The following is a 21,275-nucleotide window of genomic DNA, read 5'->3' as shown; positions in this document are numbered from 1 at the left end:
CTCCTAGAGAGGAAGCGTGGCTGGCGGCGGCGTGCCGGAGCCGAGATACGATCCCATTGCCGAATCGCACAGACTGTATCCATGATTGACGAGGCGCGCATACGCCCTGGCGCCGAGCGACCAGAGCCGCACGCCCTCCTCCTGCGCGCGCGTGACGTCCTCGGGCGACGGTTGCGCGGGCGATGGCACCGGATAGGCGCTGCCGGCATTCCGGAGCGGCCAATAGGCGATCTTTCGCTGGCCGGTCTTGGCGAGCATCATCAGCGCGCGCTGACGGTTGTTCTCGGCCTGACGGTGAATCATGTTGATCACCCGCAAGAGCAGATTGAACCAGTCGGTCGGCCGGTGTTCCTCGTCGAACGCGCCGCCCGCATTGCTGACCAGCAGCGTGCCGTAGCGCTTCCAGATCGGTTCGAGCCCCATATTGTCGTAGATACCGCCGTCGGCGAGGACCGCGCGTTTGAGGAAATCGCCCTCGTTGCGATCGGCGCCAGCGACGGGCTTCACCGTCTGCCCCGCGAAATCGACCTCGATCGGGCAGAAGAAGGGCGGAAACGCGGACGACGCCGCGACGATGCGCGATAGCGACAGCACCGGATTGTCGATCATGCCGACGCGATAATCGGCGGCATAGGGCCGCGCGAAGCGCCAGAGGGAATTGAGTTCGTAATTGGTCGCGAGAATCACGAAGCGCGGCCCCTCCCCGTCCGCCGGCAAATCCTGCAACGTCGCGCCTTTGAAAAGATGGCGGTCATAGCCCTTCGCCACGCCGTCGGCGGCCGAGCGGAAGGGCAGCAGCAATCCGAGCAGACCCTGCGGAATGTCGAGATTGACCTCGGTGAGAAACGTGCCGAGCGGCTCGACGAACACCGTGTCGAAATTGGTCGCGACCCCATCCGCGGCGAAGATCAGCTTGCGCCATACCAGCCCGAGAAATCCGGCCGCGATCGAGCCGCCCGAAACGCTGGAAACACGCGAGAGCTTCGGCAGCCAGCCAAGCTCATTGAGGCGGATCAACGCACCCAGGTGATAGGCCGCCGCTTTATACCCCCCGCCCGAGAGCGCCAGCCCGACCCCGTCGGCATCATAGGAAACCGAATCGAACAGGCGGAGCAGATGCTCGCCATCGGGTTCCGAGAACTGCTCGATTTCGGCCATTCGACCCGCCCCCGAAGCGTAGGTTCGCCGAAATCGACCATAGCGCGGGCGCTTCGTATAGGTGAAAAGCGCCACGCCGATCACGCCCCCGGAAGCGTGGGACAGCGAGTCCCTTTCACCTATGCCGGATCATGATCTTTTCGCCGGGCGACGGCAGCAGCACACCTCACAGCCCCACGGCGACCTGGTCAAGATCATCGGTGCAAGGGTTAGCGGCGTCCGGTGGGCGGATCACGACCCGGTCGCGTCCGTTCCGTTTGGCCTCGTAAAGCGCCTCATCCGCCAGCCGATAAAGCGCGCGGAAATCGGCTCCAGTGATGGTTTCGGCAATGCCTATGCTCACCGTCACGTTGCGGTTGTCGATGAGGTCGCCGTGCTCGCAGTCGCGGACCTGCTGGCGAAGCCCCTCTGCGAAGCGCATCAGTTCGGCGCCATCCAGCCCCGCGACCATCACCGCGAACTCCTCGCCGCCGAGCCGGGCGACGATGCAGGACGGGCATTCGTGATGCGCGATACAGCGAGCGATCGCCGCCAGCACGACATCACCCGCCTCATGCCCGTAAGCGTCGTTGATCGACTTGAACCAGTCCACGTCGATCAGCAGCAGGGCCACCGCCTCGCCCCTGTCGCGCGACGTATCGAGGACGGTGCCGATCCGCTCGATGAAGCCGCGTCGATTGAGCAGCCCCGTCAGGGCGTCGCGGCGCGCCAGTTCCTGCGCCTGGCCTTCGGCTCGACGCGCCATGTCGCGCTCCGCGCGCAGGCGGCCGTGCGAGCGAGAGGCGGCGGCGGAAAGCCAGAGCGTCTGCCACGCCGCCGCAAAAAGCACGAGGATCTGCGATCCACCACCCCAGAACATCGCGTCGGCATCGAAGAAGCTGGTGGAGGCGAGAACGAGCATCGGCACCGCCCAGGCTCCGGCGTAGCTGCGCGCGTCGCTGCTCCCCCGCCGCCAGGCCTGCCCGATGCAGAAGGCGACCGCGACCAAATTGGCGAGCACCACGACGCTCAGCACGCCGCCGAGCGTGTCGATTGGCCCGGACCGCATCAGCGAGAGCGGGATGCCGAGCACGAATACGCCCGCCGTCAGCCAGAGCGTGGCGCGTCTCAGCCAGCGGCTGACGTAGCGCTCTTCCAGCGCGGTGATCGCGCTCAGGGTGGCGAGCGGAATGGCGAGACAGGAGAGAAATGTACAAATCTGCGCGGACACGGCGCCGGCCATCGCCGGAAGGAAAAGCAGGTGGAGCTGTGACCAGCATGCGCCCCACGCGACCATGCAGATCGCCCACGCCGCCTGCCACGCCGAGAACTGTCGACGCAGGGCAAGCGCCAGCGAGGCATTGTAGATCGCTCCCGCCAGCAACAGCACGAGCGCCGCGCCGATCAGGGCCGCCAGTCCCGCCGTCTGGGTGCTTTCCTCCCCGCGCCCGACGAGCCTCATGCGCAGCAGGTGCGCACTCGCGACTTTGTCGAACCGTATCGTAACGCCCGTCAGCGGCACGTCGCGGTGCGGCGCGCGAAAGGCGAGCTGTCCGCCCGCCCGCCAGTGGGTACCGAAATCACCACTGCGCACGTCCTGCCGCTCCACCGCGCGATCGGCGTAGGAGAAGGTGACGAGCAGACGATCGAACCGCGAACTGTGAACGATCAGCGAGAGGTCGTCGCGCCGGTCCGCTCCCAGAGGCAGCATCGCGCGAAACCAGAGCGTGCCTTTCTGATAGCCCTCGGGCTGCCCGGCGCACAGGAAAACGAGGGGTGAGCCACCGTCTTTCGCGACGGTCCGGCTGACCGCATAGCACAGCGGACGGCCGACCCGCAGCACGTCGGCAAAAGCAGGTGCCGGCCCGCCGAACGCGCCCGCCCCCAGCGACACGATCGCGCACCAGACGATCAGGATCTTTCGAAAGAGACGCAGGACAACCGATTCGCGAACCATTGCGGTGCGACCTATCGCACACACCTGAAGATATCATAGCGCGGGAAATGTAACATGGATTAGGATAAGGGACGGCGTTCGCGTTTCTCGCGACCCCGGCGGCGCGCTCACCTGAGCCGCGGCGCGCAGCTAATGCGCGGCGACCTGCGCGACGAGGATGCCGCGCGCGGCCAGACGGCGGCGAAGCTCGTCGGTTACAGCGGTGTCGCGCGGGCGATCATCGCGCAGGGTGATGTCGATCGACACACCGCCGCCCGCGTCCTGTACGACCAGAACGTCACGCGCGGGGGCCTGTGCGTCGGGGAAGCTCACCCGGGTCTCGCCGCCACGGGGTTCGGGCAAGCCAAGCCGGTCGGCGACTGCGACCTCGATCGCCGGTTGCGCGGGCGTGCCGCTCGGCGGTGCGCGCTCGGCGGGCGCGGCGGCCACCGCCTTCGTCGGCGTGCCGTCCGCAAGCGCGGCGGGATGCTCGTCCCGCACGCGGCGCGGCACGGGCAGATCGGCGGCGACGCCCTGCCCGCCCGTGTCACCTGGCGGCACGGATTTTCGCGGCGGGTGGAGTCCGACCTTCACGGCCCGCTGCGGCGTATCGGCGCCCGCCCCATCGCCCTGCGCGCCCGCGGCGTGCCGGCCAAGGCTTTCGCCGAAGCGCTTCGCCGCGTCGCCTTCGGGGCGCGGCCTGGCGGCGGGCGCCGACCGGGTCGAGGCGGCGGGCGATGTAGCAGCCGGGGCGGTCACGCCCATGCCAGCGCTCCCGGCACGACGCGATCGTCGGCGGCGCGGCGTTCGCCGGCCTGCCGCTGCCGCGCGACCGCCTGATGCAACTGCGTGGCGAGCGCCTCCAGCCGTGCTTCGGCGCGCCGCAGATGCTGGCGGATCGCGGTGGCGCGCTCGACCGCGCCGGCGATGGCACGTTCGGCGCGGCGGAGCGCTTCGATCGCCTCGTGGACGCGCTGCTCGCACGAGAGGCAGAACGCCGCGATATGCGCGTCGGCGGGCGCGGCGAGCCGCTCGGTGAGCGCCCGGTCGCGTTTGACACGCGCGGCGACGGCGAAACGCTCAGCTTCGGCCCGCGCCGCCTCTGCGGCCTGCACCGCCGCCGCCGCGATCGCCGCCTCGCGCGCGCGCCGGTCCACCTCGCGCCGCCGTAGTCGCAGCAGCACGCCGAGCTTGTCGATCTGGTCCCTCATGGCTCGAATCCCCTCAGCATCGTCTGTGTCTTGATGAGATCGCAGCGGTCGCGCGTGGGCTGGCGCAGGAACTCGTCGAGCGCCGGCTTGGCGGCCAGCGCGCGATCGGCGAGCGCATCCTGCCCCGGCTTGTAGTCGCCGACCTGGACGATCAGCTCGATCTCGTCGAGCTTGGCGAGCAGCGCGCGCAGTCCCATCGCAGCGCGTTGCTGCTCGCTGGAAACCAATTGCGTGGTCAGCCGGCTCTGGCTCACCAGCACGTCGATCGCCGGATAATGGCCGCGCGCCGCCAGCTTGCGCGACAAGATGATGTGCCCGTCGAGCAGCGAGCGCACCTCCTCGCCGACCGGATCATCCTCCTCATCCTCGAGCAGCACGGTGTAGATGCCGGTGATCGCGCCGCGCGCATCGGTGCCGGCACGTTCGAACAGCCGCGGCAATTCGGCGAACACCGACGGCGGGAAGCCGCGTCGCACCGGCGGCTCGCCGGCCGACAGCCCGATCTCGCGCAGCGCGCGCGAGAAGCGCGTCACCGAGTCCATCAGCAGCAGCACATGCTTGCCGTCACGGCGAAATCCCTCGGCGATCGCGGTGGCGGCGTGCGCGGCGCGGACGCGTTCGAGCGCGGGCCGGTCCGAGGTGGCCACGATCAGCACCGACCGCGCGAGTCCGGCCTCGCCCAGATTGTCTTCGATGAATTCGCGCACTTCGCGCCCGCGCTCGCCGATCAGCGCGATGACGATCGCGTCGGCCTCGGTCTGGCGCGCGAGCGTGCCGAGCAGCGTCGACTTGCCGCCGCCGGCCGCCGCGAACACGCCGACGCGCTGCCCTCGCCCGATCGGCAGCACGCCATCGATCGCGCGCACGCCTGTCTCGATCTGGCGCTCGATCCGCGCACGCCGCATCGGGTTGGGCGCGTCGGCGTAGAGCGGCTGGGTCGACTCGGCGCGGACCAGCGGCAGATCGTCGAGCGGTTGGAGCCGCGCGTCGAGCACGCGGCCGAGCAGGCTTTGCGCGACCGGAACGCTGTCTTCGCCAAGCCGCACCACCACCTCGGTTTCAACCGACAGCCCGCGCAAGTCGCCGAGCGGCGCGAGGATCGTCTCGCCCTGGTGGATGCCGACCACTTCGGCGAGAAGCGCGGGCTGATCGGCGCGATCGAGCAATGCGCAGGTCTGGCCGATCCGTGCGGTGATGCCGCTCACCCGGATCGCGGTGCCGATCGCACCCTTCACGCGCCCCCGTTGCTCGAAGGCGGGCGCGGCGTCGAGCCGCTCGAAAAGCTGCGAAAGCCGTGTTTCGGGAGGCGCCGCGTCAAGCGACATCGGCGAGCTCCCAGCGTTCGGCGAGCGCGGCGAGTTGCACACCAAGGTCGGCGATGATGCGCCCGTCCGCACCGCTCACACGGCATTGGCCGATCTCGAGCGCGGCATCGGCGACGACCTGCACCGCGCCGTCGCCGTGTTGATCGGCGAGCGCATCGATCACCGGCTGCTGGAGCGCCGGCGGCACTTCGACCGTGATCGTCCCCCCAGGCGCCACCGCCGCGACCGCCCGGCAGGCCAGCCCCGCCGTAACCGCCGCGTCGCCGATCGCACCGAGCATCTGGCGGACCGCGGCGAGCGCGAGCGCGGCGAGTTCACCCTCACGCTCGCGTTCGCGTTGCGTTGCCTGCGCCGTGAGCTCCGCGATGGCCGCGACGAAGCCGGCGCGACCGTCAGCGACACCCTCGGCGCGGCCACGCTCGATTGCCGCCTGTGTCTCGGCCGTGAGGCGCGCGGCGTTGTCCGCCGCGTAGGCTCGCACCGTCGCGAGCAGGTCGCGCGCCTCGGCGAGCGTGCCCACATCGCCGGCGCGAACCACCGGCTGGTCGGTCGCGATCAGCGCCGCGCCGTCATTGTGGAGGAAATAGAAGGTCATGCGGCAGCCTCCGCGATTCGCTCCGCCGCGCGCACGAACCCGTCGCCTTGCGGCAGATCGCGTCCGCACCGGCCGAGCCGCTGCGCCAGCGTCGGCGGGAGCGCCTGTTCCGCGAGCGCGCGCCCGGCGGCGGGCAGCATTTTGGGTGGGTCGAGCACGCGGTCGCCGCCCGGGGGCAGCGCAAGCACCGCCTCGAGCGCGTCCTCACCCACCAGCGCGGCGACATCGCGCAGCCGCTCGCCGTCGATCTCGCGCGCGAGCCGGTCTCGCCCCGCGACCAACGCGGCGAGCGCGAAGATGCGGGACCGCGCATCTCCGTCGAGTGTCGGCCAGCGCGGCCATTGGGCGAGATCGGCGAGCGTCGGCGGGGTGCGCCCGCGCGCGCCGAGCAACGCCGCCGCGCGTCGCGCCATCGGATCGAGCTGGCGCGCGAGCATCGCGCTCGCCACCAGCCGCCGCCGGGCGTCGGCGCCGCTCACTCGGCCGGCACCGGCAGGTTGGTACTGGCAGCACGCCGGCGACGCGGCCAGAACAGCGCAGCCGCCGCCGCGAGCAGCGCCGCCGCGATCAACCCGAGCCGCACGACAGGCGTGTCGATCGTCTGCATCGAAATCGCGGGCGCCGGCGCGGCGATCTGGCTCGGCACCATCACCACCGACACCTTGTCGTAGCTCAGCCCCTCGATGCTGTTGGTGACGAGCGCCTTGATCGCGCCGGTCTGGCTGCGCACGTCGAAGCCGGGCTGATATTTGATGAAGACCGCCGCCGACGACGGCTTCATCGTCTCGGACAGCGGATCGGGCTGCGGGATGGCGAGGTGGACGCGCGCTTCGACGACGCCATCGATCTCGCTGACGGTATGGCTCAGCTCCTGGGACAGCCCATAGATCAGCCGCGCGCGCTCCTCGACCGGAGAGGACACGAAGCCCTTCTTCTCGAAAACCGTGCCGAGCGTGGCGAAGCTATCGCGCGGCAAACCGTTCGAGCGCAACACCTGCACCGCGCGCGAGAACTGGTCGGGCGCGACCGCGACGCTCCAGTTGCCGTCGGCGCCGCTGGTCTTGCTCGCGTCGACGTCGGCGGTGCGCAGCACCGCGATCATCTCGTTGGCTTCGGCTTCCTTCAGCTTGCCATAGACTTCCTGCTTGCCGCACGCGGACAGCAGCAAGAGCGGCATCAGTGCGAACACCACCCAGCGGCGGCACGCCGTAAGTGCGTCTGTCATGGTCCTCTCCCTCCCGGCTCAGCCCTGCTGGCGGAAAAGCTGCTGGATGCCGTCCGAACTGCGATTGGCGATGCTCGACGAAAGCTGCGCGTGGAACGCGAATTCCTGGCAGCGCATCGTCAGTTGCACGATCTCGCCGGGGGTCAGCTTGCCGCCCGATTGTTCGGCTGTGCGCGCATAATCGGCGATGCCCTTGGCTTCGCCATCGACCTTGTCGAGCGTGTCGAGCATGTTTTTGACGGCGGGCGGCACGTCGTGGCTGGCCTGCGGGGCCGCCGCCTGGTGCATCGCGCCTTCGAACTGCACTTGCGTGCCGAGCCCCGGCGCCTGCGGCATGGCAGGCGCGAGATCGGTCACGCGCGGCGGCGGTGCGGCGGTGGTCGCCGCGATCGCTTCGACCGTCATCGTCAGGACTTCCGCGCCATCGTCTCGAGCGATTTGGACACGCTATCGATCGAGCTGTGCGAGCTTTCCGACAGGAAGCTCATCTTCATCGATTCGGCGGTCAGCTTGGTGATGTCGGACGGCTGGTCGCCGCCTTCGCTGATCGCGCCCGATTGCTGCTCGATCACCGACGCCTGTTTGTCGAGCGCCTGACCCCAGGCGTTGGCGAACGCTTCGAACCAATTGTCGGACGAGCTGTTCTGCGAAGAGAGTCGCCCGGATGCCGGGGCGGCGGCGAGGTTCGAGAGCGTGAGTCCGGTGTTGATCGTCGTCATGGCACTTCTCCTTGAGTGAGTCAGAGGCGGACGTCTTCGAAGCGGCCGTCCTTTTCGAAACGGATGCGGCCGTCGGTGATCGCGACGAGCTTGTGCCCGGTCGGGAGCGTCGCGCCGGGGAACCAGCGCGAACCGTCGGCTGTGGCGATGTAGCCGGGGTCTTCCACCACGGTCACCAGCCCGGCGCCGCTCCGCGCGAAATAGCTTTGCAGCGGGTTGTCGCCGAGCGCGTCGTCGGTGCGGAAGCTAACGCGCTGGAGGCCGGGCACGTCGTTCGACAGCAGTTTGCGCAGCCGCTCCTGCGTGTCGGTCGGCATATAGGCGGCGGTCACGACGATGCCGCCCGCGCCCGCCGGTGCCGCCTTCGCCTGCACCCCTTGCGCTTGCAGCACGTCCGCCGCCGCCGTCGCGAGCGCAGCCGAGGACGTGACATCGAGCACCACCGGCACGTCGCGGGTCGCGACCAGCGTGCGCAGACGCGCGAGATCTCCATCGCGCGCGACCGCGCCATGCACGATCAGCCCGCCGACCGGATCGGCGCTGACCTTGAGGCTGTGGAAGCCGCCTTGTTCGAGCGTCTGTGCGAGCGATTCGGGCGAGTGTTCGCGATCAGAGATGAGCGCGCCGACCGGCTGCACCGCCGCTGTGAGCAACACTGCCGACACCGCCGCGAGCGCGAGTCGCCGCCCTCCGAACCGCTCCACCACCCGCGCGGCCTGAGCACGGCCCTGCGCGACCAGCCGATCACCGAGGCGGGGCACCGGCAGCGGTGTGACCGGAGCGCCGCACCGCCCGCCGCCGACGCTCTCCGCCTCGGCCCAGCGCGCCGACCCGGCGCCGCCGTGCGCGACGAGAAACTCGCCGAAGCGGAACGGCAGATAGGCGGGCAGCATCGCCTCATCGCCGGCGGCGAGCGGGCGGCCGAGCAGCTCAATCGTGCCCGACACGACATGCACCACCGCCGCGTCGGCCGCGACCCGCAGTTCGACGCACAGCTCACGCGTGCCCGCGCCGCGCAGCACCACGTCACTCGCCAGCGCGTGCCCGATCAGGATGCGCGCGCCGGGCATGAGCGGATATTCCTTGCCATCCAGACGGCCGCCGATGATGCGCAGCACGTCGCCGGTGACGGTCGGGGGCTTGGTCATGGCTTGGCTCCGGGGATGAGGGGCGTGGTCGTCACGGCCGCGGCGGTCGCGACCTGATCGAGCCGCACCACGCGCGGGGTGATGAGGAACAGCCGCTCGATCCGCGACGACGATTTCGAGCGGCTCTTGAACAGCTCGCCCAGCACCGGGATGTCGCCGACGATCGGGATCTTGCTCTCGGCATCGTATTTCGCGTTGACGGTGAGGCCACCCAGCAACAGGCTCTCGCCTTCGTTGATCAGCGCCTGCGTGTTGACGCTGGCATTCTCCACCACGGGGATGCGATCGACGCGGTTGTCGAGGATCGTGCCGTCCTGCACCGCCACCACCATACGGATGCGCGGGGCACCGTTCTCGGTGAGCACATGCGGGTTGACGCGCAGCACGGTGCCCGCGGTCACGTTGAACAGATCGACCTGCCGGTCGCCGGCGACGCGCACGTAGAAGGTCTGGGTGCGATCGAACACCGCCTCCACGTTTGCGAGCGTGACGAGCTGCGGCCGCGACACGATCCGCGCCGCGCCCTTCTGTTCGAGCGCGGTGATGCGCGAGATCAGCTCGCGGTGCGCGCCGATCACACTGGAGAGTGACAGGCCGTTGTTGGCGCTGCCGAAATTGGCGATGTCGTTCGCGGCATTGCCGCTGCGCTGGGTCAGGTCGCCGCCGAACAGGGCGTTGAAGCCCTGGCTCTGCACGCGCCAGTTGATGCCGAGTTCGCGCGCCTTGTCGATGTTGAGATCGATGATGGTCGCTTCGAGCTGGACCACCTGCGGCGCGATATCGAGCGCTTTGACCAGCCCCTCATAGGCCGGCATGTTCTCCGGCCGGTCGCGCACGATCACGGCGTTGAGCGACGGGTCGATGCTGATGCGCGGGCCAGACTGGACATAGCGGCCATTGGCGCCGGCGGCGGCCGAAGCCACGGCGTTGCCCTGCGCCGGCGGCAGACCTAGATATTCATCGTCATAGGGCGCCGTCGGCGAGGCTTGCGCCGCATCGGGATCGACCGCATCGAGCCCGCGGCCCATCAGCCGCGGCTGGCTCTGGCGGATGCGGCGGCTGCCATATTGGCCGGTCACCGAACCCGCCACCGGCTGGCCGTCGCCCATGATCTTGCTGAGCGTCGATCCGACGCCGGGCACCTTGGTCTCACGCCCGCCCGCATCGAGCATGGTGTCGTCGGCGCGGGCGTATTTGAGGTAGAAGACGCGCAATTCGTAGGGTTCGACCGCGTCGACCGGCGCGATCGCGGCGCGTGACGGGCTGATCCGGTCGATGCCGCCCTGCCCCGCACCCGGCGCGGCCGGCAGGGCGGCGGCGAGTTGCTGCACCTGATCGACGAACTTGGGCACCCCGGTCGCGAGCAGCGACTGCGCGGAGGTGACGCGGACATGGTTGTTGTCATCGGCAAGCCCGGCGCGCGCGATCGCGCTCGCCAGTTCCTGCGCGCGGCCGGCGGGCACCGCCACGGTGCGGCTCTGCACGTCCTTCGCGGCATAGACCGCCACCGTCGCGCCGTCATGGTAGCCGACCAGGTTGAACGCACGCGATACGTTTGCCCACACGCTGGCCGGCGCGCCGGTGAAACGGCCGTTGACCTTGCCGCTCAATTCGGTGCTGACCACCACCGGCAGGCCAGCCGCGGCGAAGAACTGGTTGAGGAAAGTGCCGATATCCTGATCGCGCGCCTCGATCGCGACCGGCTTGGCGGTGAAGGGGATCGGCCCGGCGAGGCTCGGCGTGGCGGCAAGCACCATGCAGCCCAGCCCGGCGCCGACGCGCGACAGGTCACGGAGCGCGCGCATCATTCGGCCGCCCACACCGTGTCGGCATCCTCGATCGCGATCGGCGTCCGGTCGAGTTGACCGGCGACGTCGAGCGGCACGTCGGTCATCAATTCGTTGAACGCGAGCACCGGCAGCTCGAACAGGTCGGCGGCGAGCAGACGGCGGAGCGGCCGGCGCAGGTCGTAGGCGGTGACGACGGCGCGGGCGCCGCTCTCGGCCACCTCGCGGCGGATCATGCCGATCATCGTGCGCGCATGGTCAGGCTCCATCGCGAGCCGCGCCACGCCGTCGAGCATGCGGATGTTGTCGCGGCAGAAGCGTTCGAGCGTGGTGCCGATCACCAGCACGCGGAAACGCCCGTCGGCGGTGAGGTACGGCGGCGCGATATAACGCTTGAGCGCAACGCGGGTAAGGTCGGCGAGCGGGATCGCATTGCGCTCGTTCTGCCCGGCCTCGGCGATCGCCTCGAGCACGTCGCGCATGTTGCGCATCGGCACTTCCTCCTCGGCGTGGAGGCGCAGGATCTCGGCGATGCGGGTGACGGGCACCGCGCGCACCACTTCCTTGACGACATCGGGGAAGTCGGTGCCGATCCCGTTGAGGATGCCGGTCACTTCCTGAAGGCCGAGGAACTGGCCGACATGCCGGCGCAGCACGCGCTCGACATCGTCGCACAGCCGGTCCTCGAAATCTTCGTGCGTGATCACCCCGCTCGCGGCGGGCGCGTCATACAGGAACAGCGCCCACTTGCCCGGTTCACCCGGCGCGACCGCGCTCGGCACGATCTCGGCGGGCGGAACCGGAAGGCCGAGCCGCGCCTGCGTGCGCTCCAGCACCGCCGTCACCGCCTGGGACAGCGCTGCGACGCGCGGCCCGGTAAGGCCGGGCGCGGCGACTTCGAGCACCAGCGGACGCACCGCGCGCAGCGGCGCCGGTTTGGCCTCGACGCTCTCCGGCACCGGCGCGGGCGCGCTGTCGAAGCGGGCGAGCCGCGCGCGGATCGCCGCGTTGGAGACCGGGTGGTTCCATGCGCCGCCCGCGAACAGCGCCGCGCTGAGCGCGACGAACACCAGGGTCGGGAAGCCGGGGATGATCGCGAGCAACAGGCACAGCGCCCCGGCGATGCCGAGCACGCGCGGCTTGCTGGCAATCTGGCGCGCGATGGTCGGCCCGAGATCGCGCTCGTCCTCCTCGTCGGTCGTGCGCGTGACGAGCAGGCCAGCCGCCATCGCGCTGAACAACGCCGGCAACTGCGCAACCAGCCCGTCGCCGATCGTCAGGATCGAATAGGTCGTGATCGCCTCGCCCGCCGGCATGCCGTGCGAGAACACGCCGACCGCGAGGCCGCCGATCAGGTTGACCAGCACGATGATGATCGAGGCGATCGCATCGCCCTTCACGAACTTCATCGCGCCGTCGAGGCTACCGTGCAGCTTGCTTTCGTTCTCGAGCGTGCGGCGACGTGCGCGCGCCTCGTCCTTGCCGATCAGGCCGGAACGCAGATCGCTGTCGATCGAGAGCTGCTTGCCCGGCATCGCATCCAGGCTGAAGCGCGCGGCGACTTCGGCAACCCGCTCGGCGCCCTTGGAGATCACCACGAACTGAACGATGGTGATGATGAGGAACACGACCAGCCCGACGATCAGATTGCCGCCCGCCACCATCTCGCCGAATTGGCGGACGATATGCCCGGCTTCGGCATGGCCGAGGATCATCCGCGTCGTCGCGATCGAAATCGCGAGGCGGAACAGCGTCGTCAGCAGCAACACCGACGGGAAGGTCGAGAAATCGAGCGGCTTGGTGACGTACAGCGTGCTCAGCAGCAGCAGCACCCCGACGGTCATGTTGGTGGCGATCAGCACGTCGAGCACCAGCGGCGGCAGCGGCAGGATCAGCAGCCCGATCACCGCGACCAGCGCGCCGACCAGCAGCAGATCGGCGGCGCGCAGCGAGGTGCGCGGCAGTCGGCGCAACAGCGTGACGGCGCTCACCGCGCCACCCCCGCGCTGAACGACGCGGCGCGCAACGCCTGGTAGCGGCCCATCACCGTGCCGACATAGGCACGCGTCTCGCGATAGGGCGGCACGCGGTTGCCGTAGCGCGCAACCGCACCCTCGCCGGCATTGTATGCGCCGAGGATCAGCCCGAAGTCGCGGCCGTAGCGGCGTTGCAGCCGTTTGAGCAGCCGCGCGCCGGTGTCGATGTTGGTGGCGGGTTCGTACAGGCCAGCGGTGCGCACGCCGAGCGTCGCGCCGGTCGCCGGCATGATCTGCATGAGTCCCACCGCCTTGGCATGCGACACCGCGGCCGGGCGATAGCCGGATTCGGTGCGGATGATGGCATGAAGGAACAGCGGATCGATCCGATAGGCGGCGGCGGTGCGCGCCACGTCGCGATCGAACGGGCTGAGCGTGGCCGACCAGCTTGCCTTGGTCACGCCGCCAGCCGCGTCTCTTGGCGCGGCCCGCTTGCCGCGCGGCGCGGGCTTCGCTTTCACGCCAATGATGCGAACAACGCCCGTATCGTCCGGCACATCGGCGGGCGCCTGGCTGACAATCGTGTCACGACACGCTTCGAGCGACTCGAACTCGTTCAACGTGCGCGGGTCCGCCACGCGCAGATTCGCCGTGAGCGGACATTTCGCGAAGAGATCGGTATCTTTGATCGGCCGCGCCAAGCACGTTGAACCGCACGCAGCAATCAAAGTGGAAGCAGCCAAACTATAAACGGTAGTGCGGATAGCGTTCTTCGTCACGAAGCGGTCTCCGATCCAACTTAAGGAACCCGGCGGAATGTCGATCCGAACCGTCTTGTCCAGGCGCCCGATGCCCGTCGTGGCGCCCTGCCTGCACTGTGACCTGTGGTGATATCCCTGTTACGACATGTGTCCGTAGCGTGACGGCACGTGTCTTGCGCCAACGGCTAGTCGGTCAAATGATTGTAATGGAACCGCTTGGCGACGAGCCGTTATGCTTTTTGCGACGAGTTGAGCCATTCCGGCCCCATTCATCGCAATCCCCTTGACTGTTGCAGATTTGCTACGTTTTTGCGAAGAATCATTCCGGAATCGCAATATCTGTAAAAGCCACACAGCTCATCGTGTCTTGTAACATTTGTATTGACCTTCTCGGAGCCGGTGGCATTTTTACTTCGATTTTTCTATCCGAATTGCCTGACCGAAAGTCTTGAATGTCGCGTAATACTTGCGTGACGGGATGCCCAAAGTCGGCGCGATGATCGCGCCCGATCCGGGAAGCTATTATGGCCGACAAGAACGACGGCGGCGACAAGACCGAGAAGCCGACCGCGAAGCGATTGCGCGATGCGCGCAAGAAGGGCGACGTCGCCAAGTCCAAGGATTTTGGCGCGGCGCTCGGCATGGTCGTGTGGCTGGCGCTGTTCGCGACGGCGGCGGGGCTGCTCGGCGGCCGCATCGCCGATTTCACGACGATGACGCTCGATCGCGCGGTCACGGTGCCGTTCGCCACGGCCTTGCCGCTGGTCGGCTGGAACGCGGTCACGCTGCTGCTCGGCATCGCCGCGATGACGCTGGTGCCGGCGGCGATCGCCGGGCTGGCCGCCGAGTTCTTCCAGACCGGCGTGATCCTCACCACCGACAAGATGAAGCCGACGCTCGACAAGATGAACCCCATAGAGGGGCTCAAGAAGATGTTCAGCATGGACAATCTGGTCGAGCTCGCGAAGACCTTGGTCAAGGCGCTGCTGATCCTCGCGATCGTCGTGGCGGTAATGCGCGGCTCGTTCGGCGCGCTCGGCGAGTTGCTCAACGCCGCCGCATGGTCTCCGGTACAATCGAGTGGCCCGCAGGTCGCCGCGCAGATCTTCGCGCTCAGCCAATCGGTGACGTTGCAACTGATCGGCTGGACGACCGCGGTGTTCCTGCTCGTCGCGTTCGCCGACCGGATCTACGCGCACCACACGTTCATCAAGAAGCTCAAAATGAGCCGCCGCGACATCCGGCAGGAGCATAAGGATAGCGAGGGCGATCCGCTGCTGCGGCAGCAGCGCCGCCAGATGCACGAGGAATATGCCAACCAGAACGCGATCGGCGCGGCTGGCGCGGCCAACGTGCTACTCGTCAACCCGACTCATCTCGCGATCGCGCTCGACTATGATCCGGGCGCCTGCCCGGTGCCGGTGATCGCGGCCAAGGGCGAAGGGCCGCTTGCCGCCGCGATGCGCGCCCGTGCCGAGGAAAATGGCGTGCCGATCGTGCGCAACATCGGGCTTACCCGCACCATCTTCGCCACCGGCGAGGCGGGCGCGATCATACCCGAGCCGCTGTTCGATGCGATTGCCGAGATCATCCTATGGGCAAAGCGCGCCCGCGCTGGCGATGCGCCACTGCACCGCGAAGACGCGCAGGAGTTCGGACTATGACCGGCGCATTGCTCTCCAGCCTGTTCGCGGTGGTGATCGCGCTCGCAGTCGTGCTCGGGCTCGCCTGGGTGCTGCTCAAGGCGCTGCGCACCTGGCAGGATCGTTTCCAGGGCAAGGAGGACGGCGGCGAGCGCCCGATCCGCTTCCTGCGCGCGATGCCGCTCGGCCAGACCGAGCGCGTGGTGATGGTTGCGGTACGCGGCGAGACGATGCTGCTCGGCGTGACCGCCGGCGGCATCAGCCTGCTCGCCCGCTGGCCCGAGGATGACCCCGGTGCCATCGCCCAGGAGGATCTACGATGATGCTCGATCGCCTGCCCCGGCTCGATCCCGCCGAAGCGCGCCTGCGCGAGACGGTGCCTGCCGCGCTGTCCGGGCGGCGCTGTGCGGACGGAACGCTCGTCGCGCGCATCCCGGCCGCGCCGTCGACCGCACGCTGGTGGTATGCATGTGCGAACGAGGCTGCGTTCGCGCTGCTGCTGCGCGACGGCCGCGACGCGCGTCTCCTCGCTGACGACGGCCCCACCGCGGCGGAGGCGCTTGAGGCATGCGAGCCGCTGCTCCGCGAAATCGAACTCGGGCTCGGCATCGCGCTCGTGCCCGAGCGGCTGGTGGAGGCGCCCGCGCACACGCCGATCGTGGAGGTGACGGCGCTCGCCGAGGGTATCGCGCGCCAGCGCCTGCTGCTCGCGCTGCCGCTCACGCTCATGCTGCACCCCGCCGCGCCCGAGTTCGCGCCCGAACTGTTGGGCGGCGTCAGTGTGCGCGTGGCGGTGCGGATCGCCGGGCCGCGCCTCGCGCCGCACGCCGCCGCCAGCCTCGCGCCGGGCGACCTGCTGCTGCTCGAAAATCCGCTCGCCGCGACGCTGCACGTGTCCGGCCAAGCCCCGCTCGCCGGCCGGTTCGATCCGGCCGCCGCTCGTTTCATCCCCGCGTGACCCCGCCCGAGGAGCCTTTGATGCAGGATAGTTCCGCAGCCCCCGCGCCGCAGCCGGCGCCCGATGCCACCTTCAACGTTCCGCTCACCATCGAGATCGAGGACAGCGTTGTGCCCCTCGACCGCCTGCAAGCGCTGCGCGAAGGGGCGGTGCTGCCGATCGGCAGCGACGGCGGCAGTATCGCGGTGCGGATCCTCGCCAGCGGCCGCCCCCTCGCGCGCGGCACGCTCGTCGCGATCGGCGACGGCTACGGCGTGCTCATCGCGGGCGATGCGTGATGGATCTCTCGCAATTCACACCCGGCTCGGCGCTGGTCGTCGTCGTACTGCTCGCGCTCGCACCCTTCTTCGCAGTGATGGTAACGTCTTTCACCAAGATCGTGGTGGTGCTCAGCCTGATCCGAAACGCGCTCGGGCTGCAGCAGGTGCCGCCCAACATGGTGCTCAACGGGCTCGCGCTGATCCTGTCGCTCTACGTGATGTACCCGACGATGCAGCAGATGCAGGCGTCTGCCGGCACGACCAAGGTGCCCGCGCAGACCGACCAGTTGTTCGCCGCCGCCGACAAGGCCAAGGAACCGCTGCGCGCCTTCCTGCTCAAACACAGCGACCCCGCCGAGCGCGAGTTCTTCCTGCGGACCGAGCAGCGGGTCGCACAGAAGAGCGGCACGCAGGTGGCCTCGGCGAGCGACTTCATCATCGTCATCCCGGCGTTCGTGGTGAAGGAACTCACCGTCGCCTTCCAGATCGGTTTCCTCATCTTCCTGCCCTTCCTGATCATCGATCTCGTCATCTCCAACATCCTGCTCGCGCTTGGCATGATGATGCTGTCGCCGGTGACGATCTCGCTGCCGTTCAAGCTGCTGCTGTTCGTGCTGGTCGATGGCTGGGTGAAGATCAGCCACGGGCTGGTGCTGAGCTATGTGTGACGTGCGCCGCATCGATCGCGCGGCGTCGCTCTCGCCGGGCGGCGCGGGGGCACGCGCATGACCGATTCGATCGTCAACATCACCGTGCAGGCGCTGTGGCTGGTGCTCTTGCTCTCCGCACCGCCGATCATTGCCGCGTCGGCGGTGGGGTTGCTCGTCGCCATCATCCAGGCGGCGACGCAGCTTCAGGAACAGACGCTGCAATATACGCTCAAGTTCTTCTCGATCGTCGCGACGCTGTTCGTCACCGCCTCGCTGCTCGCGGGCAGCCTCTACCAGTTCGCCGACACGATCTTCAGCGGCTTCGCCGGCATGGTGCGCGGATGACCGCAGGGGGCGCGTGGTTCGACCAGATCCTGCTGGTGGCAGTCGCATCGGCGCGGTTCGGCTTCGCCTTCGCGCTGGTGCCGATGTTCGCACAGGATCTGATCCCGTCCACGGTGCGCAACTGCATCATCCTCACGCTCGGCGGGGTCGCGTTCACGATGCAGCCGCATGTCGAGCCAGCGCTGCTCGGCGCGTTCGGGTGGGTCCGGTTGCTGCTCAAGGAGGCGGTGGTCGGTGTCGTGATCGGCTTCTTCTTCGGAACGATGCTGTGGGCGATGGAGGCGGCGGGCGAGATCATCGACGCCAAGATCGGCTCCACCATCGGCCAGATCGTCGAGCCACTCGGCGGTAACCAGACCTCGCTCAATGGCGCGCTGCTCGGGCGCCTCGCCAACGTGGTGTTCATGTCGGTGGGCGGGCTGTCGCTGTTCGTCGGCGCGATCATGCAGAGCTATGCGATCTGGCCGATGGCGGCCGACTGGCCCGATCTCGACATGCACGGGCTGCTGCTGTTCGAAGGCGAATTCGGCCGGCTGGTGATGCTCGCGATGCTGTTCGCGGCGCCCGTCCTGACCTTGCTGTACGTGATCGACGCCGGGCTCGGCCTGCTTAACCGGTTCGCGCAGCAGCTCAACGTGTTCACGCTGTCGCTCTCGCTCAAGAGCTGGGCGGCGACGATCTTGCTGGTCACGCTGATCCCCGCCTTCGCCCAGGCCGTCATCACCGAGGTGGCGAGCCGCAGCGACGTCGCGCGGCAGCTCGTCGAGGTGCTGGCACGATGAACGCGCCCGCGCTCGGCATCGACCTGGAGGAGGAAGCGCGGCTGCGCGAGTTGATGCGGCTGCTGCGCAAGGCCGACGACCGCGCTGCCGAGGAGGAGCGCAGTGTCGGCGATTTCCGCATCCCCCGCGCGCGCATCCCCGAACGGCATCTCGACAGCATCGCGACGCTGACCAAGTCCGAAGTCGCGGTGCTGCGCTTTCTCGGCTGGGGTCGTGCCAATGCCGACATCGCGACGTTACTCGCGATCAGCGAGAATACCGTGCGCGTCCACCTCAACAACATGTGCCGCAAACTCGAACTCGACGGCGTGCGCGAACTGAACGCGCTGGCGGGACTGCTCTTCCACCCGCTCACCTAAGCGATCCGACTAGGCCGCTAGTCGGATCGGTGAGCGCGGACGACGGCAAAAGCGCGGATAAGGATCGGCGTCGGATCACCCGGCGGACAATTTCGCAAACGGCGGCAACCCCACTCCCCCTCAGGGCCGCCCCTCAATCGTTGGAGGACATGATGAGCTTTCTCGGTGGCATTACCAACGTGTTCACAAACCCGGCCAACCTAGCCATGCTGGCGACCGGCCCGACCGGCTGGGCCGCGCTGGCGGTAAAGACGCTCGCGTCGTCGATCGGCCAGCAGGTCATCCAGCAGCTCGGCCAGCAGCTCGGCCTGCCGCAATCGACCATCGATCTCGCGCAGGGCGCTTTCGCTGGCGCGATGGGCGATCAGGCCGGCGCGTTCCAGAACGTGCAAGAAGCGGTCAGCGGCTTCTCCGATGCGTTCGGTGGCAGCCCGGCGCAGGAAGGCGACCTGCAGCGCACCATCAACGATTCGATCAACGACATGGCGGTCGATCTCGGCAAGCAGGGCGAAAAGGTCGCGAACAAGGGCGGCTGGCTGATGGCGATCGCCGAGGCGCTGGGCAAGCAGCTCAACGGCATGGCGCAGGACATGAACGACATGGCCGGCAAGATCAGCAAGGATACGCCGGACATCACCACGAAGTTCAGCGCTTTGTCGCAGCAGTTCAGTATCCTGTTCAACGCCGCGAGCACCGCGCTCAAGTCGATCGGCGAAGGTATGTCGTCGACTGCCCGCAAGCAGTAAGCGCTTCACCGCAAAAGTGTTTTCCTCGCGGGGTTCCACGACGAAGGTCGTGGAGCCCCGTTTCTTTTCAGCAACGATTCCCGATTGTCTGGAGATTGGCCATGCGTTTTTCGCGAACCTTGCTCATCCTCGCCGCCGCCTGCGGCTCGGCCCCCGCCGCTGCGCAGGATATCGGCCCGGCGCTGGACCCAGGCTTGATGGTCGGCTGGGCCGGGGGCGCCGCCGTCCAGCACGATCTCGAACGGCGCGCGGCACAGGCGCCGCTGCCAATGCGCGGTCTGCTCGCCACGCCGCATGCTTCCGACGCCCCGCTGCCGCCGACGGCCGCGGTGTCGTTCCGGCCCGATCCGGCGGTGCGCAAAGCCAATTACGCACAATTCATCGCGAAGACGCGTGTGGTAGATCCGCAGGGTGCCAGCCAACTCGAACATCTCCTCGCCACCACCGACGTGATGGCCGAGGCGCAGAAATGGATGGACCGATACGGCATGCGCACCACCAATGTCGCTGACGCGCTGGCCGTGTATCTGGCCACCGCCTGGTACACGATCCGCGCCGATACCAGCGACCCTACGCCGGGCCAGTTGCACGGCCTGCGCGACCAACTCGCCCGCGCGATCGGCGCGACCCCGGAATTCGCTAGTGCAAGCGACGCGATGAAGCAGCAACTCAGCGAGGCGAACCTGATCCAGGCCATGATCCTGAGCAGCGTCGCCGAGCAGGCGAAGAAGAACCCTGAGCTTCGCCCCAAGATCGCGGAAACGGTCGCGCAGGGCGCACGCAATTCCTACGGCTTCGATCTGCGCGGCATGGCGCTGACCGATCAGGGGCTGGTGCCGGCATGAAACGGGCGACCCGCATCCTTGCCTTGGCGCTGGCCATCGCCGCCCTGCCCCTCCCGGTGTTCGCGCAAGATATCGGCCCCGCGCTCGACCCCGGGGCGATGACCGGCTGGGCCGGCGGCGCGGCGGTGCAACACAGCCTGCGACATCGCGGCACGCGCCGCGCACCACCGATGAGCACTTCGGAAGCAAGCGCTCGCGCGAAATGCGCGCGCCGCTACACCGTCGCCTCGAACCTCGGCATGGATCACCCGGCGACCCAACACCTGTTCCGGCTCTGCCGCGCGGCCGGGTATTATTGAAGACGGTGGCGGCTAGTCGATCCGACTAGCCGCCTAATCGGATCGCGGAGCCCAATCCACCGTCGAATATGGTCTTACTCTCGCATCAACCGACGAGATGAGACCATGACGATCGCCCCGATTTCCGCCTCCCAGATCAGCGCGCTTGGCCGCGCTGGCGATAGCGGTGGCGCAGACGTCGCCCAGGCGAGCGCGCGCTCGATCGCGGTCGCGGTGGTGGGACATATCGCTGGCCAGTTGCTGCTCGCCCCCGCCCGGCCCGGCAACGTTGCTGAAAATTACGGCGTACGTGCGCTCGCCGACACGGTCGCGGCGGCATTCCCGAACGGCAACCCGGCCGCCGTCGGCACGCTGTACCGCGCGATGGAGAGTTTCGCCGGCGCCGTCGCCGCCGACATGGCCGCGTTCGCCGACGGCCGCACGCTGGACCGAGTCGACAGCGCGATCGCCGACTTCAATGCTCACGATATCGAGGCGGTCAGCGCCTCGTTCGAACGCGCGGCGGCGACGATCAGCGACGCACGCTAACCCACCCGCCCGCATGCCGGACGCGGCGGGCCAGGCACAA

General features: G+C 68.4%; 26 protein-coding genes. 12 read left to right on the top strand and 14 right to left on the bottom strand.

Going from position 1 to position 21,275, the window contains the following annotated elements:
- Positions 1-3 precede the first annotated feature (3 nt).
- The 14 genes from BLS81_RS17825 to BLS81_RS17760 all read right to left on the bottom strand — a co-directional run bounded on the left by BLS81_RS17825 (position 4) and on the right by BLS81_RS17760 (position 13,697).
- Positions 4-1,158: a patatin-like phospholipase family protein gene (locus BLS81_RS17825; protein WP_093225906.1), complete on the bottom strand. Its 1,155-nt coding sequence runs from the start codon at positions 1,156-1,158 to the stop codon at positions 4-6.
- A gap of 166 nt (positions 1,159-1,324) precedes the next feature.
- Positions 1,325-3,094 (bottom strand): GGDEF domain-containing protein, encoded by a 1,770-nt coding sequence (locus BLS81_RS17820; protein ID WP_093225905.1) that lies wholly within the window; start codon positions 3,092-3,094, stop codon positions 1,325-1,327.
- A gap of 129 nt (positions 3,095-3,223) precedes the next feature.
- Positions 3,224-3,838 carry a hypothetical protein gene (locus tag BLS81_RS17815; protein ID WP_093225903.1) on the bottom strand — a complete coding sequence of 205 codons (615 nt, stop codon included), beginning with the start codon at positions 3,836-3,838 and terminating at the stop codon, positions 3,224-3,226.
- A complete protein-coding gene (locus BLS81_RS17810) occupies positions 3,829-4,284 on the bottom strand; it encodes a hypothetical protein (protein WP_093225902.1) in 456 nt (151 codons plus the stop codon). Before BLS81_RS17810 ends, BLS81_RS17815 begins: the two co-directional genes overlap by 10 nt.
- Positions 4,281-5,609 (bottom strand): FliI/YscN family ATPase, encoded by a 1,329-nt coding sequence (locus BLS81_RS17805; RefSeq protein WP_093225900.1) that lies wholly within the window; start codon positions 5,607-5,609, stop codon positions 4,281-4,283. The genes BLS81_RS17810 and BLS81_RS17805 overlap by 4 nt, the downstream gene beginning before the upstream one ends.
- A complete protein-coding gene (locus tag BLS81_RS17800; RefSeq protein ID WP_093225899.1) occupies positions 5,599-6,204 on the bottom strand; it encodes a FliH/SctL family protein in 606 nt (201 codons plus the stop codon). The genes BLS81_RS17805 and BLS81_RS17800 overlap by 11 nt, the downstream gene beginning before the upstream one ends.
- Complete coding sequence (locus BLS81_RS17795) at positions 6,201-6,683, bottom strand: hypothetical protein (protein ID WP_093225897.1); 483 nt, start codon at positions 6,681-6,683, stop codon at positions 6,201-6,203. The genes BLS81_RS17800 and BLS81_RS17795 overlap by 4 nt, the downstream gene beginning before the upstream one ends.
- A complete protein-coding gene (gene sctJ / locus BLS81_RS17790) occupies positions 6,680-7,429 on the bottom strand; it encodes a type III secretion system inner membrane ring lipoprotein SctJ (protein ID WP_093225896.1) in 750 nt (249 codons plus the stop codon). Before sctJ ends, BLS81_RS17795 begins: the two co-directional genes overlap by 4 nt.
- An 18-nt stretch (positions 7,430-7,447) precedes the next feature.
- Entirely contained in the window at positions 7,448-7,834 is a 387-nt protein-coding gene (locus BLS81_RS17785) for a hypothetical protein (RefSeq protein ID WP_093225894.1), read from the bottom strand.
- A gap of 2 nt (positions 7,835-7,836) precedes the next feature.
- A complete protein-coding gene (locus BLS81_RS17780) occupies positions 7,837-8,148 on the bottom strand; it encodes a hypothetical protein (RefSeq protein WP_093225893.1) in 312 nt (103 codons plus the stop codon).
- Positions 8,149-8,168: 20 nt separating this feature from the next.
- Complete coding sequence (locus tag BLS81_RS17775; RefSeq protein ID WP_093225891.1) at positions 8,169-9,296, bottom strand: hypothetical protein; 1,128 nt, start codon at positions 9,294-9,296, stop codon at positions 8,169-8,171.
- Entirely contained in the window at positions 9,293-11,101 is a 1,809-nt protein-coding gene (gene sctC, locus BLS81_RS17770; RefSeq protein ID WP_176787244.1) for a type III secretion system outer membrane ring subunit SctC, read from the bottom strand. The genes BLS81_RS17775 and sctC overlap by 4 nt, the downstream gene beginning before the upstream one ends.
- Positions 11,101-13,074, bottom strand: a complete 1,974-nt coding sequence (locus BLS81_RS17765) for a flagellar biosynthesis protein FlhA (protein ID WP_093225888.1) — start codon at positions 13,072-13,074, stop codon at positions 11,101-11,103. Before BLS81_RS17765 ends, sctC begins: the two co-directional genes overlap by 1 nt.
- On the bottom strand, positions 13,071-13,697 hold the full coding sequence (locus tag BLS81_RS17760) for a lytic transglycosylase domain-containing protein (protein ID WP_176787243.1): 627 nt from the start codon (positions 13,695-13,697) through the stop codon (positions 13,071-13,073). Before BLS81_RS17760 ends, BLS81_RS17765 begins: the two co-directional genes overlap by 4 nt.
- A 647-nt stretch (positions 13,698-14,344) precedes the next feature.
- Between BLS81_RS17760 and BLS81_RS17755 the strand changes: the two genes are divergently transcribed.
- The 12 genes from BLS81_RS17755 (at position 14,345) to BLS81_RS17705 (ending at position 21,235) form a co-directional block, all read left to right on the top strand.
- The gene (locus BLS81_RS17755; protein WP_093225885.1) at positions 14,345-15,484 is read left to right on the top strand and encodes an EscU/YscU/HrcU family type III secretion system export apparatus switch protein; all 1,140 of its coding nucleotides are present in this window, start codon (positions 14,345-14,347) and stop codon (positions 15,482-15,484) included.
- Positions 15,481-15,786: a FliO/MopB family protein gene (locus tag BLS81_RS17750; protein WP_093225884.1), complete on the top strand. Its 306-nt coding sequence runs from the start codon at positions 15,481-15,483 to the stop codon at positions 15,784-15,786. Before BLS81_RS17755 ends, BLS81_RS17750 begins: the two co-directional genes overlap by 4 nt.
- A complete protein-coding gene (locus BLS81_RS20895) occupies positions 15,783-16,421 on the top strand; it encodes a hypothetical protein (RefSeq protein WP_176787242.1) in 639 nt (212 codons plus the stop codon). The genes BLS81_RS17750 and BLS81_RS20895 overlap by 4 nt, the downstream gene beginning before the upstream one ends.
- 20 nt (positions 16,422-16,441) lie before the next feature.
- Complete coding sequence (locus BLS81_RS20890; protein WP_176787241.1) at positions 16,442-16,699, top strand: FliM/FliN family flagellar motor switch protein; 258 nt, start codon at positions 16,442-16,444, stop codon at positions 16,697-16,699.
- Complete coding sequence (sctR, locus tag BLS81_RS17740) at positions 16,699-17,349, top strand: type III secretion system export apparatus subunit SctR (RefSeq protein ID WP_093225882.1); 651 nt, start codon at positions 16,699-16,701, stop codon at positions 17,347-17,349. Before BLS81_RS20890 ends, sctR begins: the two co-directional genes overlap by 1 nt.
- Positions 17,350-17,406: 57 nt before the next feature.
- A complete protein-coding gene (sctS, locus tag BLS81_RS17735; RefSeq protein ID WP_093225881.1) occupies positions 17,407-17,676 on the top strand; it encodes a type III secretion system export apparatus subunit SctS in 270 nt (89 codons plus the stop codon).
- Complete coding sequence (gene sctT, locus BLS81_RS17730; RefSeq protein ID WP_093225880.1) at positions 17,673-18,458, top strand: type III secretion system export apparatus subunit SctT; 786 nt, start codon at positions 17,673-17,675, stop codon at positions 18,456-18,458. Before sctS ends, sctT begins: the two co-directional genes overlap by 4 nt.
- Positions 18,455-18,817, top strand: coding sequence for a helix-turn-helix domain-containing protein (locus BLS81_RS17725; protein ID WP_093225879.1), 363 nt, complete (start codon positions 18,455-18,457; stop codon positions 18,815-18,817). Before sctT ends, BLS81_RS17725 begins: the two co-directional genes overlap by 4 nt.
- A gap of 152 nt (positions 18,818-18,969) precedes the next feature.
- A complete protein-coding gene (locus tag BLS81_RS17720) occupies positions 18,970-19,563 on the top strand; it encodes a hypothetical protein (protein WP_143023396.1) in 594 nt (197 codons plus the stop codon).
- Positions 19,564-19,664: 101 nt separating this feature from the next.
- On the top strand, positions 19,665-20,408 hold the full coding sequence (locus BLS81_RS17715; protein ID WP_093225876.1) for a DUF6683 family protein: 744 nt from the start codon (positions 19,665-19,667) through the stop codon (positions 20,406-20,408).
- Complete coding sequence (locus tag BLS81_RS17710) at positions 20,405-20,707, top strand: hypothetical protein (protein WP_093225875.1); 303 nt, start codon at positions 20,405-20,407, stop codon at positions 20,705-20,707. The genes BLS81_RS17715 and BLS81_RS17710 overlap by 4 nt, the downstream gene beginning before the upstream one ends.
- 105 nt (positions 20,708-20,812) lie before the next feature.
- A complete protein-coding gene (locus BLS81_RS17705; RefSeq protein ID WP_093225874.1) occupies positions 20,813-21,235 on the top strand; it encodes a hypothetical protein in 423 nt (140 codons plus the stop codon).
- Positions 21,236-21,275: the final 40 nt, after the last annotated feature.

Origin of the sequence: Sphingomonas sp. NFR15 (genome assembly GCF_900103265.1) — a bacterium.
GTDB classification, from domain to species: domain Bacteria; phylum Pseudomonadota; class Alphaproteobacteria; order Sphingomonadales; family Sphingomonadaceae; genus Sphingomonas; species Sphingomonas pollutisoli.
Note: the sequence above shows the minus strand (reverse complement) of the source record. Positions and strands in the feature narration are given on the sequence as shown.

Excerpts from the sequence above, each read along its gene's own strand:
- BLS81_RS17825 (WP_093225906.1), bottom strand. The coding sequence starts at position 1,158 with ATGGCCGAAATCGAGCAGTTCTCGGAACCCGATGGCGAGCATCTGCTC.
- BLS81_RS17820 (WP_093225905.1), bottom strand. The coding sequence starts at position 3,094 with ATGGTTCGCGAATCGGTTGTCCTGCGTCTCTTTCGAAAGATCCTGATC.
- BLS81_RS17815 (WP_093225903.1), bottom strand. The coding sequence starts at position 3,838 with ATGGGCGTGACCGCCCCGGCTGCTACATCGCCCGCCGCCTCGACCCGG.
- BLS81_RS17810 (WP_093225902.1), bottom strand. The coding sequence starts at position 4,284 with ATGAGGGACCAGATCGACAAGCTCGGCGTGCTGCTGCGACTACGGCGG.
- BLS81_RS17805 (WP_093225900.1), bottom strand. The coding sequence starts at position 5,609 with ATGTCGCTTGACGCGGCGCCTCCCGAAACACGGCTTTCGCAGCTTTTC.
- BLS81_RS17800 (WP_093225899.1), bottom strand. The coding sequence starts at position 6,204 with ATGACCTTCTATTTCCTCCACAATGACGGCGCGGCGCTGATCGCGACC.
- sctJ (WP_093225896.1), bottom strand. The coding sequence starts at position 7,429 with ATGACAGACGCACTTACGGCGTGCCGCCGCTGGGTGGTGTTCGCACTG.
- BLS81_RS17785 (WP_093225894.1), bottom strand. The coding sequence starts at position 7,834 with ATGACGGTCGAAGCGATCGCGGCGACCACCGCCGCACCGCCGCCGCGC.
- BLS81_RS17780 (WP_093225893.1), bottom strand. The coding sequence starts at position 8,148 with ATGACGACGATCAACACCGGACTCACGCTCTCGAACCTCGCCGCCGCC.
- BLS81_RS17775 (WP_093225891.1), bottom strand. The coding sequence starts at position 9,296 with ATGACCAAGCCCCCGACCGTCACCGGCGACGTGCTGCGCATCATCGGC.
- sctC (WP_176787244.1), bottom strand. The coding sequence starts at position 11,101 with ATGCGCGCGCTCCGTGACCTGTCGCGCGTCGGCGCCGGGCTGGGCTGC.
- BLS81_RS17755 (WP_093225885.1), top strand. The coding sequence starts at position 14,345 with ATGGCCGACAAGAACGACGGCGGCGACAAGACCGAGAAGCCGACCGCG.
- BLS81_RS17750 (WP_093225884.1), top strand. The coding sequence starts at position 15,481 with ATGACCGGCGCATTGCTCTCCAGCCTGTTCGCGGTGGTGATCGCGCTC.
- BLS81_RS20895 (WP_176787242.1), top strand. The coding sequence starts at position 15,783 with ATGATGCTCGATCGCCTGCCCCGGCTCGATCCCGCCGAAGCGCGCCTG.
- BLS81_RS20890 (WP_176787241.1), top strand. The coding sequence starts at position 16,442 with ATGCAGGATAGTTCCGCAGCCCCCGCGCCGCAGCCGGCGCCCGATGCC.
- sctR (WP_093225882.1), top strand. The coding sequence starts at position 16,699 with ATGGATCTCTCGCAATTCACACCCGGCTCGGCGCTGGTCGTCGTCGTA.
- sctS (WP_093225881.1), top strand. The coding sequence starts at position 17,407 with ATGACCGATTCGATCGTCAACATCACCGTGCAGGCGCTGTGGCTGGTG.
- sctT (WP_093225880.1), top strand. The coding sequence starts at position 17,673 with ATGACCGCAGGGGGCGCGTGGTTCGACCAGATCCTGCTGGTGGCAGTC.
- BLS81_RS17725 (WP_093225879.1), top strand. The coding sequence starts at position 18,455 with ATGAACGCGCCCGCGCTCGGCATCGACCTGGAGGAGGAAGCGCGGCTG.
- BLS81_RS17720 (WP_143023396.1), top strand. The coding sequence starts at position 18,970 with ATGAGCTTTCTCGGTGGCATTACCAACGTGTTCACAAACCCGGCCAAC.
- BLS81_RS17715 (WP_093225876.1), top strand. The coding sequence starts at position 19,665 with ATGCGTTTTTCGCGAACCTTGCTCATCCTCGCCGCCGCCTGCGGCTCG.
- BLS81_RS17710 (WP_093225875.1), top strand. The coding sequence starts at position 20,405 with ATGAAACGGGCGACCCGCATCCTTGCCTTGGCGCTGGCCATCGCCGCC.
- BLS81_RS17705 (WP_093225874.1), top strand. The coding sequence starts at position 20,813 with ATGACGATCGCCCCGATTTCCGCCTCCCAGATCAGCGCGCTTGGCCGC.